The organism is Pseudomonas sp. RC2C2, from assembly GCF_018390435.1.
GTDB classification, from domain to species: domain Bacteria; phylum Pseudomonadota; class Gammaproteobacteria; order Pseudomonadales; family Pseudomonadaceae; genus Aquipseudomonas; species Aquipseudomonas donghuensis.
Window position 1 is genome coordinate 2,776,679 of the sequence record NZ_JAHBAX010000001.1, and the last position, 18,462, is coordinate 2,795,140.

General features: G+C 62.9%; 16 protein-coding genes and 1 riboswitch. Of the genes, 13 read left to right on the plus strand and 3 right to left on the minus strand.

The genetic code is table 11. The features are described 5' to 3' along the window. Positions 1-64 precede the first annotated feature (64 nt). Positions 65-397: a DMT family transporter gene (locus KHO53_RS12820; protein WP_010221561.1), complete on the minus strand. Its 333-nt coding sequence runs from the start codon at positions 395-397 to the stop codon at positions 65-67. Positions 398-483: 86 nt separating this feature from the next. Here KHO53_RS12820 and KHO53_RS12825 point away from each other — a divergent pair, with 86 nt between their 5' ends. The 3 genes from KHO53_RS12825 (at position 484) to KHO53_RS12835 (ending at position 3,828) form a co-directional block, all read left to right on the plus strand. Further along, entirely contained in the window at positions 484-1,374 is an 891-nt protein-coding gene (locus KHO53_RS12825) for a LysR family transcriptional regulator (RefSeq protein ID WP_010221562.1), read from the plus strand. Between the two features lie 14 nt (positions 1,375-1,388). Continuing rightward, on the plus strand, positions 1,389-2,657 hold the full coding sequence (gene waaA / locus KHO53_RS12830) for a lipid IV(A) 3-deoxy-D-manno-octulosonic acid transferase (protein ID WP_213570365.1): 1,269 nt from the start codon (positions 1,389-1,391) through the stop codon (positions 2,655-2,657). A gap of 241 nt (positions 2,658-2,898) precedes the next feature. Next, the gene (locus KHO53_RS12835) at positions 2,899-3,828 is read left to right on the plus strand and encodes an IS110 family transposase (RefSeq protein ID WP_213570366.1); all 930 of its coding nucleotides are present in this window, start codon (positions 2,899-2,901) and stop codon (positions 3,826-3,828) included. Positions 3,829-3,885: 57 nt separating this feature from the next. On the opposite strand, the gene KHO53_RS12840 is transcribed toward KHO53_RS12835, so the two are convergent. Next, entirely contained in the window at positions 3,886-5,319 is a 1,434-nt protein-coding gene (locus KHO53_RS12840) for a TolC family outer membrane protein (protein ID WP_010221564.1), read from the minus strand. 141 nt (positions 5,320-5,460) lie between these two features. Then, positions 5,461-5,565: riboswitch (TPP riboswitch) on the plus strand. A 157-nt stretch (positions 5,566-5,722) separates the two neighbouring features. Between KHO53_RS12840 and thiC the strand changes: the two genes are divergently transcribed. Together thiC and cytX are read left to right on the plus strand one after the other, a co-directional pair. Then, on the plus strand, positions 5,723-7,609 hold the full coding sequence (gene thiC, locus KHO53_RS12845) for a phosphomethylpyrimidine synthase ThiC (protein ID WP_010221565.1): 1,887 nt from the start codon (positions 5,723-5,725) through the stop codon (positions 7,607-7,609). A gap of 134 nt (positions 7,610-7,743) precedes the next feature. Continuing rightward, positions 7,744-9,036 (plus strand): putative hydroxymethylpyrimidine transporter CytX, encoded by a 1,293-nt coding sequence (gene cytX / locus KHO53_RS12850; protein ID WP_010221566.1) that lies wholly within the window; start codon positions 7,744-7,746, stop codon positions 9,034-9,036. Here the strand turns inward: cytX and KHO53_RS12855 are convergent. Then, a complete protein-coding gene (locus KHO53_RS12855; protein WP_010221567.1) occupies positions 9,005-9,751 on the minus strand; it encodes a DUF3298 and DUF4163 domain-containing protein in 747 nt (248 codons plus the stop codon). The two genes, cytX and KHO53_RS12855, sit on opposite strands and share 32 nt — an antisense overlap. Positions 9,752-9,937: 186 nt before the next feature. On the opposite strand from KHO53_RS12855, the gene KHO53_RS12860 reads away from it, so the two are divergent. From KHO53_RS12860 to parC, 8 genes are all read left to right on the plus strand, one after another. Beyond that, positions 9,938-10,558, plus strand: coding sequence for an NUDIX domain-containing protein (locus tag KHO53_RS12860; RefSeq protein WP_010221568.1), 621 nt, complete (start codon positions 9,938-9,940; stop codon positions 10,556-10,558). Beyond that, on the plus strand, positions 10,549-11,001 hold the full coding sequence (locus tag KHO53_RS12865; protein ID WP_010221569.1) for a DUF1249 domain-containing protein: 453 nt from the start codon (positions 10,549-10,551) through the stop codon (positions 10,999-11,001). Before KHO53_RS12860 ends, KHO53_RS12865 begins: the two co-directional genes overlap by 10 nt. 84 nt (positions 11,002-11,085) lie before the next feature. Then, positions 11,086-11,901 carry a 3',5'-cyclic-AMP phosphodiesterase gene (gene cpdA / locus KHO53_RS12870; protein WP_051636765.1) on the plus strand — a complete coding sequence of 272 codons (816 nt, stop codon included), beginning with the start codon at positions 11,086-11,088 and terminating at the stop codon, positions 11,899-11,901. Between the two features lie 102 nt (positions 11,902-12,003). Continuing rightward, positions 12,004-12,612 (plus strand): YqiA/YcfP family alpha/beta fold hydrolase, encoded by a 609-nt coding sequence (locus KHO53_RS12875; RefSeq protein WP_213570367.1) that lies wholly within the window; start codon positions 12,004-12,006, stop codon positions 12,610-12,612. Positions 12,613-12,648: 36 nt separating this feature from the next. Next, the gene (gene parE / locus KHO53_RS12880) at positions 12,649-14,553 is read left to right on the plus strand and encodes a DNA topoisomerase IV subunit B (protein ID WP_010221572.1); all 1,905 of its coding nucleotides are present in this window, start codon (positions 12,649-12,651) and stop codon (positions 14,551-14,553) included. Further along, positions 14,550-15,536, plus strand: coding sequence for an esterase-like activity of phytase family protein (locus KHO53_RS12885; protein ID WP_213570368.1), 987 nt, complete (start codon positions 14,550-14,552; stop codon positions 15,534-15,536). The genes parE and KHO53_RS12885 overlap by 4 nt, the downstream gene beginning before the upstream one ends. After that, positions 15,533-16,051, plus strand: coding sequence for a retropepsin-like aspartic protease family protein (locus KHO53_RS12890; RefSeq protein ID WP_010221574.1), 519 nt, complete (start codon positions 15,533-15,535; stop codon positions 16,049-16,051). The genes KHO53_RS12885 and KHO53_RS12890 overlap by 4 nt, the downstream gene beginning before the upstream one ends. A gap of 10 nt (positions 16,052-16,061) precedes the next feature. Next, positions 16,062-18,320 (plus strand): DNA topoisomerase IV subunit A, encoded by a 2,259-nt coding sequence (gene parC / locus KHO53_RS12895; RefSeq protein WP_010221575.1) that lies wholly within the window; start codon positions 16,062-16,064, stop codon positions 18,318-18,320. Positions 18,321-18,462 lie beyond the last annotated feature (142 nt).

Genomic DNA, 18,462 nt, shown 5'->3' on the forward strand with positions numbered 1-18,462 from the left:
GAACCTCACAAGCTTGGACAGACGCCCAGTATACAGCCTGTGAAGCATTGCACCCGGTTGCGGATCAATGCCCGGCGGTTTTCGAGAAGACCTGGATCACCACCACGCCGCCGACGATCATGGCCATGCCGAGCATCGCCGGTACATCCAGCTTCTGCCCGTAGATCACCAGCGCCGCGATGCTGATCAGGACGATGCCCAGGCCCGACCAGATTGCATAGGCGATACCCACCGGAATGCTGCGCACCACCAGGGTCAGCATCCAGAACGCCACCGCGTAGCCACAGACCATCAGCAGCAGCGGCAGGGGCGTGCTCAGGCCCTTGACGGCTTTCATCGAGGCGGTGGCGATAACTTCGGCGCAGATGGCGATAGCCAGGTAGGTGTAGGCATTCATGTCGGTAATCCTCTGTTCTGGCTGGGCATTCTAGAGCAAGCCTGAATGGGGTAAAGTCATTACCTATCTTTCCTGGAGATAGGTTGATGGCCGAGCAGTGGAACCTGGAGCAGTTGCGCATGTTCGTGCGGGTCGCCGAGCTGCGTTCGTTTTCGGCAGTGGCCCGTGAGCAGCGCAAGGCGCAATCGGCGGTGAGCAACGGCATTGCCCTGCTGGAGACTGACCTGGGCGTGACCCTGTTCGAGCGCAGCAGCGGCCGCCAGCCGCGCCTGACCGAGGCAGGCGCAACCTTGCTGGAAGATGCCCGCGAACTGCTGCGCCAGTGCGAACGCCTCGACGGCCGTGCCCTGGCCCTGATGCGCGGGCAAGAGGCGCAGCTGCGCGTGGCCCAGGACGAGGCCATGCCCTATCAACCGGTGATCGACAGCCTCGACGAATTGGCTCGGCAGTTCCCCTTGCTTGAGGTGCAGATGGCCAGCGGCGCCCAGGGCGACGTTGCACGCAAGTTGATCGAACGGCGCGCCGATCTGGGCCTGTTGTTTCACCATGACCATATGCCGGAGGCCCTTGAGCGCCGGGCTGTAGGACGGATCGAGATGGTCACGGTGTGTGCGGTGGATCATCCACTGACCGGCCTGCAGCGGGTTACCCGCCAGGACCTGGCCAGGCACCGCCAGTTGCTGATCACCCCACAGGAAAGCGGCTATCCCGGTGGCGAGCCGATCAGCCCGCAGATCTGGCGTGCCGACAGCTTCTACGCCATGGCCGAGTTGCTGATGCGTGGCCTGGGCTGGGCCTGGTTGCCGCGGCATGTGGTGCAGTACCCCACCTACCAGGCGCAAATGGTCGAGCTGGCCAGCGAATGGACGCCACCGGCGCTGGTGGTCGAGCTGGTGTGGCGTCGTGACGAGCCGCTGGGCCCCGCTGCACAGTGGCTGGCTGAACGCTTCGCAGTGCACTTGCGCGCAATTGGCTAGTACACTTCGGCGCCATGAACAGAACCCTCTATACCCTGCTGTTTCACCTGGGCCTGCCGCTGGTTGCGCTGCGCCTGTTTCTGCGTTCGCGCAAGGCCCCGGCCTATGCTCAGCGTGTCGGCGAGCGTTTCGCCCTGAACCTGCCGGCCATGGCCAAGGGCGGTATCTGGGTGCACGCGGTGTCGGTAGGTGAAAGCATCGCCGCGGCGCCGATGATTCGCGCCTTGCTGCAGGCTTATCCACAGCTGCCGATCACCATCACCTGCATGACCCCGACTGGGTCCGAGCGGATCCGGGCGATGTTTGCCGATGAGCCGCGAATTCAGCACTGCTACCTGCCATATGACTTGCCCTGGGCTGCCGGGCGCTTTCTCGATCACGTGCAGCCCAAGCTTGCGGTGATCATGGAAACCGAGCTGTGGCCCAATCACATTCACCAGTGCGCCAAGCGCGGTATAGCGGTGGCGTTGGCCAACGCGCGATTGTCTGAGCGCTCGGCCCGCGGTTATGCGCGCTTTGCCGGGTTGACCCGGCCGATGCTGGCCGAAATGAGCCTGATCGCGGTGCAGACCGAAACCGAGGCCCAGCGCTTTCGCCAGTTGGGTGCGCGACCTGAGTGTGTGCAGGTCACCGGTTCGATCAAATTTGACCTGAGTATCGACGAGCAACTGCTGCACCGCGCTCGTGCCTTGCGTGAGCAGTGGCAGGCCAGCCAGCGCCCTGTGTGGATCGCCGCCAGTACCCATGAAGGCGAAGACGAGGTCATTCTCGCTGCCCACCGGCAGTTGCGTGAACATCACGCCGACGCCTTGCTGATCCTGGTGCCGCGCCATCCGGAACGCTTCAACAGCGTGTTCGAGCTGTGTCGCGGGCAATTCCCAACGGTTCGCCGTTCCAGTGCCGAACCGATCAACGCGGATACGGCCGTGCTGCTCGGCGACACGATGGGCGAGCTGCTGTTTCTCTACGCCCTGGCCGATATTGCCTTCGTTGGCGGCAGCCTGGTGGCTAACGGCGGGCACAACCTGCTGGAGCCGGCGGCGCTGTCGCTGCCGGTGCTCAGTGGTCCGCACCTGTTCAACTTCCTCGAGATCGCGGCGATGCTGCGTGAGGCCGGTGCCTTGCAGGAAGTCGATGATGCCCAAGGGCTGGCGGCCGAGGTGCGGCGGCTGATCGAGTTGCCGCGGGATGCGCAGCGCATGGGGGCGGCGGGGTTGGCGGTGATGAAGACCAATCAGGGGGCATTGAAGCGCTTGCTGGATGCGCTGGGGCGGTTGATCTAGGCAGGCTTCGCCTGCCATCGCCGGCAAGGCCGGCTTGTGTCTTTAGGTAGGAATAGAATCAGAAGTGAGAGCGGTGAATGGCAAGCTGTACGCCGGTAGTGCTTAAAGCACGTGTGGGAGCAAAGCTGCCATTCACCTCTCCACCCTGGCCCGAGCCCGAACAGTTGATTGAGCGCCTCTCGAATCACAAGCGTGGGCCAAGCCAGAGCGCTCTCACAACTGAGTGTAAGAGGGTTCAGCCATGTTGTCTTCTGTTGGAATCGACACTGCCAAAGCCACTTTGGAAATCTGCATCAAACCTCAGAAAATCCGCTTCGAAGTAGTCAATGAACGCCCAGGCTTTGATGTGCTGATCGGGCGACTGAAGGACTTCAAGATCAGCAGAGTGTTGATTGAAGCGACCGGCGGCTACGAGAAAGAGGTGCTGATTGCATTGCGCTCAGCGGGTTTCGAAACCATCTGCATCAACCCAGCCCGTGCCCGAAAATTCGCCGATGCCATGGGTAAAAAAGCCAAAACCGACAAGATCGACGCCGAAGTCCTTGCGGACTTCACTGCACACCTCAGCGCCCCTCAAGGCCAACCGGTCAGCCCTGAACGCGAAGAGCTGCGAGAGCTGGTGAAGCAGCGCGCCCAATTTGTGCAGAGCCGTGATGACTACAAGCGGCGTCGCCTGCAATGCCGCTCGGCAATGGTGATGGCCCACTTTGATGAGCACATAGAACAGCTGAAAGTGCTGATCAAACGCCTCGACGAAGAAATTGACCAGGCGATGGTGCAACTTGACGATACCAGGGCGCGTCAGTTGTTGGCGGTGAGCGGAATCGGTCGAGTAACCGCCGCAAATCTGCTCGCCTCACTGCCTGAACTGGGGCAGTTGGACCGCCGTCAAATCGCCGCGCTGGTGGGCGTAGCGCCTTACAACAACGATAGCGGTAGCCATCGAGGGCACCGCCAGATATGGGGGGGGCGGGCGCATGTAAGGCGAGTTCTGTACATGTCGAGCTGGATCATCATCCGCCACAACACGGAATTTAAAGCACGCTACGAAGCACTTCGGGAGCGTGGCAAGTGCGCCAAAGTGGCCCTCGTAGCCTGCATGCGGGTGCTGATCGTCAGGCTGAATGCAATGCTGCGGGACAATACCCCTTGGCGAGTGCAAACAGCCTGATCAAGACAGTTGCTCCCACAGGTTTTTGTGGGAGCCGGTCTTGCCGGCGATCGCTTTTCAGGGACGGGCTTCGAAGTTGGCCTTGGCCGCTGCTGCCAGGTCTGGCGGCAGGAAGTCCTTGTCCGGGTTGTAGTCCGATTTCAGATAGCGGCTCAAATCCGTCAGGTCCTGCGGGCTCAACGTGCCTGCCGCCTGCTTCAAGCGCAGGTTGTCGAGGATGTAGTCGTAGCGGGTATTGTTGTAGTCGCGCACCGAGGTGTACAGCTGGCGCTGGGCGTCGAGCACGTCGACGATGTTGCGGGTACCCACCTGGTAGCCGATTTCCGTGGCTTCCAGGGCGCTCTGGTTGGAGATGATCGACTGCTTGCGCGCTTGCACCTGCTCGACATCGGTGTTCACTGCACGGTGCAGGTTGCGGGTGTTTTCCACCACCTGGCGGCGCAGGCTTTCGCGTTGCTGTTCACTCTGGCTCAGGCGTTGGTAAGCCTCGCGTACCTGCGAGCTGGTCAGGCCGCCGCTGTAGATCGGGATGTTCAACTGCAGGCCGATGCTGGTCTGTTCGACATCGCCGCTGTAGTTCTGCCCGGTGAGGTTGGGGTTGGTGAAGCCCAGGCTGTCGTTGTCGCCTTTCTGGTAGCGTGCTACCGCATCCACGGTCGGTGCGTGCCCGGCCTTGCGCTGGCGCAGGGTCTCTTCGGCGGCGCTTACCGCGTAGTTGGTGGCCAGCAGGTTGAGGTTCTGTTTGCCGGCCGTCTCGACCCAGGCCTTGGCATCGTTTGGCACCGGCACTTGTACCGGCAGGGTGTGGACGATGCCCTGCACCGAGTTGTAGTCGCGGTTGGTCAGGGTGATCAGCGCCTCGAAGGCGTCATCGACCTGACGCTGGGCAACGATGCGGTTGGCCCGGGCGGTGTCGTAGCTGGCCTGGGACTGCAGCACGTCGGTCTTGTCCGAGAGGCCGACGTCGAAGCGCTCGTTGGACTGGTCGAGCTGGCGCTTGAACGCGGCTTCTTCGGCCTTGGTCGAGGCCAGGGTGTCCTGGGCGCGCAGCACGGCAAAGTAGTTTTCGGCGCTTTGCAGGATCAGGTTCTGTTCGGTAGCCGACAGCTCCAGGGCCGCCTGCTCGTTGACCGCTTCAGCCGCCTGCAACTGGAACCAGCGGTCAGCGCGGAAGATCGGTTGCGCCAGGGTCGCCTGCCAGGAATTGCCGCTGCGGTTGGAGGTCACCGAAGGGCTGTCGATCTTGGTGCGGTTGCTCATCATCTCGGCGCCGGCCGAGAGGTTTGGCAGCAGGCCGGCACGGGCCTGGGGCACCACTTCCTTCTGGGCGCCGTAGTTGGCGCGGGCGGCCGCCAGGTCGGCGTTATTGTTCACGGCTTCCTGATAGACACTGACCAGGTCGGTCTTCGCCGACAGGGGCACATCCGCTGCCCAGGCCATTCCGTTGGTAGCACAAGACACGGCAAGGGCCAGTGAGAGTTTGCGCAGCATAGGGCAATCCTTGAACGGTGAGAATTTCTGAACTGGTGAGTGTAGTTGTGCAGGCATTTCGCAACAATCCGCTATTTGCGCCATTTATCGTGTCCATGTCCAGGTGCTTGGCTTTGCATGCCACTCCAGTCTAGACTGCCCACGTTCTTGTCGGGGTGCCTTGCGTTGAGGCTGAGATCGGATAATCCGGATCCCGTTGAACCTGATCAGGTTAGCGCCTGCGTAGGGAACAAGATTTCTCGCTTTCCCGGCGAGTCTCTTGTGCCAGGTCCGGGAGTGTCGAGGCAGCCATCATCGCTGCAGGCATCACCGCGCATTTGGTACAGCACCACCCATGGTGCGTCCGTGCCTTTCAGGTTCTCCCCGACATTCCACTGCTAGGAAGCCGTCTGGAGAGCCTGTGATGAGTAAACAAGAAAAACATACCAATCTGAGTGAATCGGCCCAGGTCGATCAACAGTCCGTACAGCCGTTCACCCGTTCGCGCAAAATCTATGTCGAAGGCTCGCGCCCGGACATCCGCGTGCCCATGCGTGAAATCAGCCTGGACGACACCCCGACCGATTTCGGCGGCGAAGCCAACGCTCCGGTGCTGGTCTACGACACGTCCGGTCCCTACACCGATCCCAACGTGATCATCGACGTGCGCAAAGGCCTGGGCGATGTCCGTTCAGCGTGGATCGACGCCCGGGGTGACACCGAACGCCTCGCCGGCTTGTCGTCGGACTTCGGCCAGCAACGCCTGGCCGATGCCGAACTGACCAAACTGCGTTTCGCCCACGTGCGCAACCCGCGCCGGGCCAAGGCCGGCGCCAACGTCAGCCAGATGCACTATGCGCGCCAGGGCATCATTACCGCCGAGATGGAATACGTCGCCATCCGTGAAAACATGAAGTTGCAGGAAGCTCGCGCCGCAGGGCTGCTCGACCAGCAGCATGCCGGTCACAGCTTCGGTGCCAGCATCCCGAAAGAAATCACCGCCGAGTTCGTACGCGAGGAAATCGCCCGCGGTCGCGCGATCATCCCGGCCAACATCAACCACGTGGAGCTGGAGCCGATGATCATCGGCCGCAACTTCCTGGTGAAGATCAACGGCAACATCGGCAACAGCGCCCTGGGCTCGTCCATCGAAGAAGAAGTGGCCAAGCTGACCTGGGGCATTCGCTGGGGTTCGGACACCGTCATGGACCTGTCCACCGGCAAGCACATCCACGAAACCCGCGAGTGGATCATCCGCAACTCGCCGGTGCCGATCGGTACCGTGCCGATCTACCAGGCCCTGGAGAAGGTCAACGGCGTGGCCGAAGACCTGACCTGGGAGCTGTTCCGCGACACCCTGATCGAACAGGCCGAGCAGGGCGTGGACTACTTCACCATCCACGCCGGCGTGCTGTTGCGCTATGTGCCGCTGACCGCAAAGCGGGTCACCGGTATCGTCAGCCGCGGCGGCTCGATCATGGCCAAGTGGTGCCTGGCGCACCACAAAGAGAACTTCCTCTACACCCATTTCGACGAAATCTGCGAAATCATGAAGGCTTACGACGTCAGCTTCTCGCTGGGCGATGGCCTGCGTCCGGGCTCGATTGCCGACGCCAACGACGAAGCGCAGTTCGGCGAGCTGGAAACCCTCGGCGAGCTGACCAAGATCGCCTGGAAGCATGACGTCCAGTGCATGATCGAAGGCCCGGGCCACGTGCCGATGCAACTGATCAAGGAGAACATGGACAAGCAGCTCGAGTGCTGCGACGAAGCGCCGTTCTACACCCTCGGCCCGCTGACTACCGACATTGCCCCGGGCTACGATCACATCACCTCCGGTATCGGTGCGGCGATGATCGGCTGGTTCGGTTGTGCGATGCTCTGCTACGTCACGCCCAAGGAACACCTGGGCCTGCCGAACAAGGATGACGTCAAGACCGGCATCATCACTTACAAGATCGCCGCCCATGCTGCGGACCTGGCAAAAGGTCATCCGGGTGCGCAAATCCGCGACAACGCGCTGTCCAAGGCGCGCTTCGAGTTCCGCTGGGAAGACCAGTTCAACCTCGGCCTGGACCCGGACACCGCGCGCAGCTTCCATGACGAAACCCTGCCCAAGGATTCGGCCAAGGTCGCGCACTTCTGCTCCATGTGCGGGCCGAAGTTCTGCTCGATGAAGATCACCCAGGAAGTGCGCGAATACGCCGCCAACCAGCGCATCGAAGCGGTGGACGTGGCGGTCGAGGATGGCATGCGCGAGCAGGCCGAGCGGTTCCGCCAGGAAGGCAGCCAGTTGTACAAGAAGGTCTGATCGGGCTGTTCAGGCGGTGTGCTGGTGCACACCGCATCGCTGGCAAGCCAGCTCCCACAAGGTACCGGTGGGAGCTGGCTTGCCAGCGTTAGGGCCCTGAAGAACAATAAATTCCTCCTGTCGAGACTACTCTCGTGAGCACACCCAGCCCGTTTTCCCCCGATCACCCGGTCAGCGCCGAGCAGCGCGTGCTCAGCGGTCGCGACCTTTGTTCCCTGTGGTTTTCCCTCGGTATCGGCCTGATGGTCCTGCAGACCGGCGCCTTGCTCGGCCCGGGCCTGGGCCTGGCCAATGCGGTGCTGGCGATCATCGTCGGTACCAGCGTCGGCGTGCTGCTGCTCGCCGCCGTCGGGGTCATCGGCAGTGACACCGGTTTGTCGTCCATGGCCGCCCTGCGCCGCAGCCTGGGCCGCAATGGCGCACGCCTGCCGGCCATGCTCAACCTGCTGCAGTTGATCGGCTGGGGCTCGTTCGAAATCATCGTCATGCGTGATGCCGCCAGCTTGCTCAGCGAGCGCGCCTTCGGTGCAGGCAGTGCGCTGACCAACCCGTTGCTCTGGACCTTGTGCTTTGGTGTCCTGGCCACCTTGCTGGCGATCAGCGGGCCGTTGACCTTCGTGCGCAAGATCTTGCGCAAGTGGGGGATCTGGCTGCTGATCGGTGCCTGCCTGTGGCTGACCTGGAACCTCTTTGCCAAGGCCGATCTGGCCGCGCTGTGGGCGCGTGCCGGCGATGGTTCGATGCCGCTGGCGATCGGTATCGACATTGCGATTGCCATGCCGCTGTCATGGTTGCCGCTGATTGCCGACTACTCACGCTTCAGCCAGCGTGCCAGCCGGGTGTTTGCCGGCACGGCGCTGGGCTATTTCATCGGCAACGTATGGATGATGAGCCTGGGCGTGGCCTACACCCTGGCGTTTGCTCCAGCGGCTGAGGTCAATACCCTGCTGCTGGCGCTGGCTGGCGCGGGCCTGGGTATCCCACTGCTGCTGATCCTGCTCGACGAGTCGGAAAAGGCCTTTGCCGATATTCACTCGGCGGCCGTTTCCAGCGGTTTTCTGGTACGCCTGAAGGTCGAGCACCTGGCCTTGGCCATCGGTGTGCTGTGCACCCTGATCGCCAGTTTCGCGCCGTTGGCGCAGTACCAGAACTTCCTCTTGCTGATCGGCTCGGTGTTCGCACCGCTGTTCGGCGTGGTGCTGGTCGATCATTTCATCATCCGTCGCCGCCGCAGCGATGCCAGCCCGATCCACAGCCTGCATTGGCCGGCATTGTTGGCCTGGGCGATTGGCGTGGCGGCGTACCATCTGCTGGCACACTACGCCCCGAACCTCGGCTCGACCCTGCCGGCCTTGCTGCTGGCAGGGTTGGTGTACTGGGCGGCAGCGCCAGCGGTCAGCCGCGACCGGGAAACAACTCCGGCTTGATCACACCGTTCAGGCGCGGGTAGGGGATTTTCAGCTCGATGTGGCCCATGGAGTACGGGGCGATGGCATAGACCTCGTACTTGAGCACCACCGCACCGTAGGTCAGGGCAATGTGCGGGGTCTGGCGGAAGGGCCAGGTCTTGACGAACTCGGCGTCCTTGTCCATGCCGGTGCTGATCAGCCAGCCTTTGTGGGCTTCTTCGGCAGTCTTCCAGAAGGTCGCTTCCTGGCCCGGTACCAGCATGTCCTGCAGGCTCAGCACCTTGTCCTGCTGGCGCGAATAGTTGATGAAGCCGCGCCCGGGCATACCATGGGCGCCACCAGTATCCAGATAACTGGACAGCTCGATGATCACCAGTCCGTCATGCTGCTCGCGTACCTTGGCTTGCAGGTAGCTGCTGTTGCGGCTTTCGGCGCTGGCCATGAACTGCTCTTCATAGGCTTTGAGCGAGGCGGGCAGGGCGCTGCGCTCGTTGTCCTGGGTCAGTTGTAGCAGGCGTTTCTCGATGATGCCGTCCAGCTTGGGGTTGGCCGGGAAGTGGATGGTGTCGATGTTGACCAGCGGGCAATCGGCGTTGCTGCAACCGGGCTTGATGTGCTCCCAGCGGTCGCGCTTGACCTCCAGCGGCGTGCGCATGTTGGGCTGGAACAGGCTCTGACAAGCGCCTAGGGCCAGGGCCAGCACGGCCACGGACGTCAGTTTCACAAGCGTCATGATGATCCTTGTAAGGCAAAGGTGATCGGACTTGGACCGTCGGCAAGGCCTTCAGTTCGCCACTAAGCTGAATAGACCAGCGGGGTGTCTATCCTCGCAGCCTGGACAGTATCTTTAAAGAGGTGAAACACGGCGGTGTGCAGGTTAGGATGGCGCGATGCGGTAAATGAGGTAACGAGGATTCCCATGCCAGACACGTTCAACAACGCAACGCCCAGCAAGGTCGAGATCATCGACCGGGCCATTTGCTACAAGGGCTTCTACCGCCTGGACAAACTTCGCCTTAGCCACGAGCTGTATGCCGGTGGCATGGGGCGCGAAATCAGCCGCGAACTTTTCGTGCGTCACGATGCGGTGTGCGTGCTGCCCTACGACGCCCAGCGCGATGAAGTGGTGCTGATCGAGCAGTTTCGCGTCGGTGCCATCGGCAAGGTCGACAACCCCTGGTTGATCGAGCTGGTCGCCGGTCTGATCGACAAGGACGAACAACCGGAAGAAGTTGCACACCGCGAAGCCGAGGAGGAAGCTGGACTTGTGTTCAGTACGCTGTGGCCGATGACCCGGTATTTCCCGTCACCGGGCGGCAGCGATGAATTTGTGCATCTGTTTCTGGGTCGCTGCAGCAGCGATGGGGCCGGTGGCCTGCATGGCCTGGAAGAAGAGGGCGAGGATATTCGCGTCAGGGTCTGGGCGTTCGAGGATGCGCTGCAGGCCGTGCGCGATGGCAAAATTGCCAACGCGGCAACCATCATTGCCTTGCAATGGCTGGCCTTGAACCGCGCTGAAGTCAGGGGGCTATGGTCGTGAATCTGCTGCGCGAGCGCTACCGGGTCGATCTGGTCGGGTTGCAGGCTGCCTGCGAGGCCAACTATGCGCGCTTGATGCGCCTGCTGCCCGACATGCGCAGCACCCAGAGCTCGCGCCGGATCGGCATGACCCAAGGGGACCAGATGCTTGGCGTACTGGTCCTCGATGTCGTGCTCGCTTGCCCTTACACCACCACCTTGCGCGTGCGCCAGGAGCACAGCCTGCCCTGGCTGCCGGTGCCGCAGCTGGAAGTGCAGGTCTACCACGACGCGCGCATGGCCGAAGTGGTCAGCGCCGAGCATGCCCGGCGCTTTCGCAGCATCTACCCGTACCCGAATGCGGCCATGCACCAGCCGGATGAAAAGGCCCAGCTCAACCTCTTCCTCGGTGAATGGCTGAGCTATTGCCTGGCCTGTGGCCATGAGTTGGCCGTCGTTCGCTGAAATGTGACGGCGGTCGTTTTCGAGTATTTGCTCAAAGCCCGCCAGCCGCCATAATCGCGCTGAATCCGTTCAAGGAGTCGGCCATTGCCGCAATCATCGATCCCACTTCGCGACGCGCCAGTGCACCTGGTGCAACTGACCGACAGCCACCTGTTTGCCGACCCGCAAGGCACGCTGCTGGGCATGAACACCCGCGACAGCCTGCAGCGCGTGATCGAACGGGTGCGCGCCGAGCAGCCGCGGATCGACCTGGTGCTGGCCACCGGCGACCTGTCCCAGGACGGCTCGCTGGCGTCCTACGCCAGTTTTCGTGACCTGACCGCCAGCCTCAAGGCCCCGGCACGCTGGCTTGCCGGTAATCATGACGAGCCGTTGCCGATGGAGCAGGCGGCGCAGGGCACCGAACTGCTCGATCCCGTGGTGGATATCGGTAACTGGCGAATCCTGCTGCTCAACTCGGCAGTGCCCGGCTCGGTGCCGGGGTTGCTCGATGACGGCCAGCTCAACGTGCTCGAGCAAGCGTTGAGCGAAGCGCCCGAGCGCCATCACCTGATCTGCTTTCATCACCAGCCGGTGCCTATCGATTGCGCCTGGATGGCACCGATCGGCTTGCGCAATGCCGATGCGCTGTTTGCCGTACTGAAAGGTTATCCACAGGTGCGCGCCTTGCTCTGGGGACACATTCATCAGGAATGGGACCAGGTGCGCGACGGTGTGCGGCTATTGGCCTCACCGTCGACCTGCATCCAGTTCGAGCCGGGGAGCGAAGACTTCAAAGTCGGCGAGCAGGCTCCGGGCTATCGCTGGCTGCGCCTGCAGGCGGATGGCTCGATCGACACCGGCGTATCGCGGGTGACCGACTTCGAATTCACCGTCGATTACGCAGGCGACGGCTATTAAGTGTTGCCAAAACACTGAAACCGCTCCTTCTGCCGCCGAACAGGCTAAAATGCGCGCTTTCCTGCCTGGCGATCCAGGCATTCAAGGCGCATCGGGGGCGGCATGTCGGGTTCGATTCTCTATATTCACGGGTTCAACAGCGCGTCGTCGTCGAAAAAGGCCTGCCAACTGGTAGCAGTCATGGCACAACTGGGGCTGAGCGAGCGCCTGCGCGTCCCGGCGCTGCATCATCACCCGCGCCAGGCCATTGCCCAGCTGGACGCCGCCATTGCCGAGCTTGAATCGCCATTACTGGTCGGCAGCTCGCTCGGCGGCTACTATGCCACCCATCTGGCCGAGCGCCATGGGCTCAAGGCCTTGCTGATCAACCCGGCGGTCAACCCGCACCGGCTGTTCGATGGCTACCTGGGGCCCCAGCAGAACCTCTACACCGGCGAAACCTGGGAGCTGACCCTGGACCACGTGCAGGCGTTGGCCGAACTGGAAGTGCCAGCACCGGTGGATGCCGGTCGCTTTCAAGTGTGGCTGCAAACCGCCGATGAAACCCTGGACTACCGCCAGGCCGAGCAGTTCTACCGCGCTTGCGCGCTGCGCATCCAGGCCGGTGGCGATCACAGCTTCCAGGGCTTTAGCGAACGCCTGCCAGCCCTGCTGAGCTTTGCCGGTATTGCCCCGCAGCAGTATCAAGCGCTCGATTTTTCTGTATTTTGATAACCTATTTTCACCCACGACTGACGACGAGAACCCATGGCCATTCCCAGCGCTAGTGCCTATAACGCAGACGCCATCGAAGTCCTCTCCGGCCTTGACCCGGTGCGCAAGCGCCCGGGCATGTACACCGATACCAGCCGGCCGAACCACCTTGCCCAGGAAGTGATCGACAACAGTGTCGACGAAGCCCTGGCCGGGCACGCCAAGTCGGTGCAGGTGATCCTCCACGCCGACCATTCCCTGGAAGTGTCCGACGACGGTCGCGGCATGCCGGTGGACATCCACCCTGAAGAAGGCGTCTCCGGGGTCGAGCTGATCCTCACCAAGCTGCACGCCGGCGGCAAGTTCTCCAACAAGAACTACCAGTTCTCCGGCGGTCTGCACGGGGTTGGTATTTCGGTGGTCAACGCCTTGTCCAGCCAGGTGCGGGTCAAGGTCAAGCGTGATGGCAACGAGTATCAGATGACCTTCGCCGATGGCTACAAGGCCACCGAGCTGGAAGTGGTCGGCACCGTTGGCAAGCGCAACACCGGAACCTGCGTGTACTTCGCTCCGGACCCGAAGTATTTCGATTCGCCGAAATTCTCCATCAGCCGCCTCAAGCACGTGCTCAAGGCCAAGGCGGTATTGTGCCCGGGGCTGCTGGTCAGTTTCGAAGACAAGGCCAGCGGCGAGAAGGTTGAGTGGCATTACGAAGACGGCCTGCGTTCCTACCTGGTCGATTCGGTCAGCGACTTCCTGCGCCTGCCCGACGAGCCGTTTTGCGGCAGCCTGGCCGGTAACAAGGAAGCGGTCGACTGGGCGCTGCTGTGGCTGCCCGAAGGCGGCGACAGCGTTCAGGAAAGCTACGTCAACCTGATCCCCACCGCCCAGGGCGGTACCCACGTCAATGGCCTGCGCCAGGGCCTGCTCGATGCCATGCGCGAGTTCTGCGAGTTCCGCAACTTGCTGCCGCGCGGGGTCAAGCTGGCGCCGGAAGACGTCTGGGAGCGCATCAGCTTCGTGCTCTCGATGAAGATGCAGGAGCCGCAGTTCTCCGGGCAGACCAAGGAGCGCCTGTCCTCCCGCGAGGCGGCCGCGTTCGTCTCCGGCGTGGTCAAGGATGCCTTCAGCCTGTGGCTCAACGCTCACCCCGAGCTGGGCATGCAACTGGCCGAGCTTGCCATCAACAACGCCGGCCGGCGCCTCAAGGCGAGCAAGAAGGTCGAGCGCAAGCGCATCACCCAGGGCCCGGCACTGCCCGGCAAGTTGGCTGACTGCGCCGGGCAGGACCCGATGCGCGCCGAGCTGTTCCTGGTCGAGGGTGATTCGGCGGGCGGTTCGGCCAAGCAGGCGCGTGACAAAGAGTTCCAGGCCATCCTGCCGCTGCGCGGCAAGATCCTCAACACCTGGGAAGTCGATGGCGGCGAAGTACTCGCCAGCCAGGAAGTGCACAACATCGCCGTGGCCATCGGTGTCGACCCGGGCGCTGCGGACATGAGCCAGTTGCGCTACGGCAAGATCTGCATCCTCGCCGACGCCGACTCCGACGGCCTGCACATTGCCACTTTGCTCTGCGCCCTGTTTGTCCAGCATTTCCGCCCGCTGGTCGAAGCTGGCCACGTGTATGTGGCCATGCCGCCGCTGTACCGCATCGACCTGGGCAAGGAGATCTACTACGCCCTGGACGAAGCCGAACGCGATGGCATCCTCGACCGCCTGGTGGCCGAGAAGAAGCGCGGCAAGCCGCAGGTCACCCGATTCAAGGGGCTGGGCGAGATGAACCCGCCGCAGCTGCGCGAAACCACCATGGACCCGAACACCCGGCGCCTGGTCCAGCTGACCCTGGACGATCTGGACGGCACCCGCGAGATCATGGACATGCTGCTGGCCAAAAAGCGCGCTGGCGATCGCAAGAGCTGGCTGGAATCCAAAGGCAACCTGGCCGAGGTCCTGGCTTGATAGCTCGGGCCCTGGCTGCGCTGCTGGCGCTGTTCGCCCCGTCGTCACAGGCGGCGCCCTGGCCCGAGCTCAAGCTGGTTGCCGAGCACCCGGTCGAGGGCATGCGCGGTGGCAACCTGTCCGGCCTGAGTGCATGCCGTGGCGGATTGTGGGCGGTTTCGGACCGCGACGACGAGCTGCTCTACCGCCTGGACACCTCGGCAACGGTCTGGCAAGCGCAAGCGCTGCACATGGACGTACCGCCGGTACCGGAAAGCGGTCTGCCCTGGGGCTTGCGTTCGCGCACCTGGGTTGCTTCGCAGGTGCGCGGCGGTGAGCTGGATTTCGAAGGCCTGAGCTGCGACGGCGCCGGCAACCACTACCTGGTCAGCGAAGCCCATGCGGCAGTGCTGCAAGTGCCGGTAGAGGGTGCACCTAACTGGTTGAAGATCGACCCGAGCATGGTCCGTCAGGCGCGGGCCAGTGGCATGTTGCTGCATTTCAATGCGCTGTTCGAAGGCCTGGCGGTGAGCCCGGCCGGTGACCGCATCTGGCTGGCGGCCGAGCGCGAGCGCCGCGGCCTGTTGTTGATCAACCGCTTGCAGACCACCTGGAACTGTGGCGACGGCTGCGTGCTGCTCAGCGAAGCCGGGGTCGAGATGCAGCCATCGCAGATGACCAAGCCGCGCCCGGTGTCGCGGGACTTTGCCGACCTGGCACTGTACAACGACAAGCTCTTTACCCTGGAACGCAATGCCTACCGCATCTGCCGGCGGGACGCGCAGACTGCCAAGGTCGAACGCTGCTGGTCGTTTGCCGCCGATGCGCTGGCCGAGCATCGGCATTACTCGCAGCCTTTCGGCCTGGCCGAGGCTCTGGTGATCGATGACACGGGCGCCTGGATCGGCCTGGACAACAACGGTGCGACCCGCCAGGACGGCGAATCGCGACCGATCGTCTGGCGCTTTGCCGCGCCGGCCGGTGGCTGGAGTGCCAAGTCGTGAGCCAGCCGCCGGGCAAGCGGGCTGGCCGGGTATTGCTGATTCTGGCCTGGGCGGCCGGATTGTTCCTGGCTACGCGCTTTTTCGGCGAGTGGGAACAGCGCCAGGCCAACCCCAATGCCGTGGTCACCTCGCAACATGGCGAGGGTTACATCGAAGTGCAACTGGCCGGCAATGGCCAGGGGCATTTCGTCGCCGATGGCCGGATCAACGGCCAGACAGTACATTTTCTGCTCGACACCGGGGCCACTGACGTGGCGATTCCCGAAGCCCTGGCCAGCAAGCTCGGCCTGGAACACGGTGCGCCGGTGATGTTGAGTACCGCCAACGGCCGTACCCAGGGCTATCGCACACGCCTGGAGCAGTTGCAACTGGGCGATATCCTCCTGCGCAATGTCCGCGCGCTGGTGGTGCCGGGGCTGGATGGCGAACAGGTATTACTGGGCATGAGTGCCCTGAAACAACTCGAATTTACCCAGCGTGGTGGCACCTTGCTGCTGCGCCAGAACCTGAAATGATGAGGCCCGCATGAGCGACTCCCTTGATCTCAGCCTCGATGGCGTAGAGCGCCGGTCACTGGCTGACTTCACCGAACAGGCCTACCTCAACTACTCCATGTACGTGATCATGGACCGTGCCTTGCCGCATATCGGCGACGGCCTGAAGCCGGTGCAACGGCGCATCGTCTATGCCATGAGCGAACTGGGCCTGGACGCCGACTCCAAGCACAAGAAGTCGGCGCGTACCGTCGGTGACGTGCTCGGCAAGTTCCACCCCCATGGCGACTCGGCCTGCTATGAGGCCATGGTGCTGATGGCGCAGCCGTTCAGCTACCGCTACACCCTGGTCGATGGCCAGGGCAACTGGGGTGCGCCGGACGATCCGAAATCCTTCGCCGCCATGCGTTACACCGAAGCACGCCTGTCGCGCTACTCCGAAGTGCTGCTCAGCGAGCTGGGCCAGGGTACGGCCGACTGGGTGCCGAACTTCGACGGCACCCTCGACGAGCCTGCGGTGCTGCCCGCGCGCCTGCCGAATATCCTGCTCAACGGCACCACCGGTATCGCCGTGGGCATGGCCACCGACGTGCCGCCGCACAACCTGCGCGAAGTCGCCTCGGCCTGCGTACGTCTGCTCGATGAGCCCAAGGCCACGGTCGAGCAGCTCTGCGAGCACATCCAGGGCCCGGACTATCCGACCGAAGCCGAGATCATCACCCCGCGCGCCGAGCTGCTGAAAATCTACGAAAGCGGCCGTGGTTCGGTGCGCATGCGTGCGGTGTACCGCATCGAAGACGGCGACATCGTCGTCACCGCGCTGCCGCACCAGGTTTCCGGGGCCAAGGTGCTGGAGCAGATCGCCGCGCAGATGCAGGCCAAGAAGCTACCGATGGTCGCCGACCTGCGCGACGAGTCGGACCACGAGAACCCGTGCCGCATTGTCATCATCGCCCGTTCCAACCGGGTCGACCTCGACGAACTGATGCAGCACCTGTTCGCCACTACCGACCTTGAGTCCAGCTACCGGGTCAACGTCAACATCATTGGCCTGGACGGCCGCCCGCAGCTGAAAAACCTGCGTGCGCTGCTGGTTGAATGGCTGGAATTTCGCGTGCAGACGGTGCGCCGCCGCCTGAAGTTCCGCCTGGACAAGGTCGAACGCCGCCTGCACCTGCTCGAAGGCCTGTTGGTGGCTTTCCTCAACCTGGATGAAGTGATCCATATCATCCGTACCGAGGACCAGCCAAAAGCTGCGCTGATTGCCCGTTTCGACCTCACCGAAACCCAGGCCGAGTACATCCTCGAGACCCGCCTGCGGCAGTTGGCGCGCCTGGAAGAGATGAAGATCCGCAACGAGCAGGACGAGCTGGCCAAGGAGCAAGCCAAGCTGATCGCCCTGCTGGGCAGCGAAACCAAGCTGCGCAAGCTGGTGCGTGCCGAGCTGATCAAGGACGCCGAAACCTATGGCGACAACCGCCGCTCGCCCATCGTCGAGCGGGCCGAAGCCAAGGCCCTGTCGGAAAACGAACTGATGCCGACCGAGCCGGTCACCGTGGTGCTCTCGGAGAAGGGCTGGGTGCGTTGCGCCAAGGGCCACGACATCGATGCCACGGGGCTGTCCTACAAGGCCGGCGATGGCTTCAAGGTCGCCGCTGCCGGGCGCTCGAACCAGTTTGCCGTACTGATCGACTCCACCGGGCGCAGCTACTCGCTGGCCGCTCATACCTTGCCGTCGGCCCGTGGCCAGGGCGAACCGCTGACCGGGCGCCTGACGCCGCCGCCGGGGGCGAGCTTCGATTGCGTGCTGTTGCCTGAAGATGACGCCCTGTATGTGATCGCCTCCGACGCCGGCTACGGCTTCGTGGTCAAGGGCGAAGACCTGCAGGCCAAGAACAAGGCCGGTAAAGCGCTGCTCAGCCTGCCAAACGGCGCCAAGGTCATCGCGCCGCGGCCGGTGGCCGATCGCGAGCACAACTGGCTTGCGGCGGTGACCACCGAAGGTCGGCTATTGATCTTCAAGGTCAGCGACCTGCCACAGCTGGGTAAGGGCAAGGGCAATAAAATCATTGGCATCCCGGGTGATCGGGTGGCCTCACGTGAAGAATTTGTCACAGATCTGGCCGTCCTTCCTGACGGCGCGACCCTTGTATTGCAGGCCGGCAAGCGTACCCTGTCACTCAAGGCCGACGACCTTGAACATTACAAGGGCGAACGCGGGCGCCGGGGCAACAAGCTGCCCCGTGGCTTCCAGCGGGTTGACGCACTGTTGGTCGAAATCCCCGGGTAAGTCTGGGTTAGACAGCCTGAACGGGTATTTTCCTGCCCGTTCGGGGTTGAAACACTGGAGTCGAGCCGCTATTTCGCGGATGATAGGCCCCTTGCGGTACCAGCGTGGCTGTGTACCCGAACGAATCTATATGAGTATCACT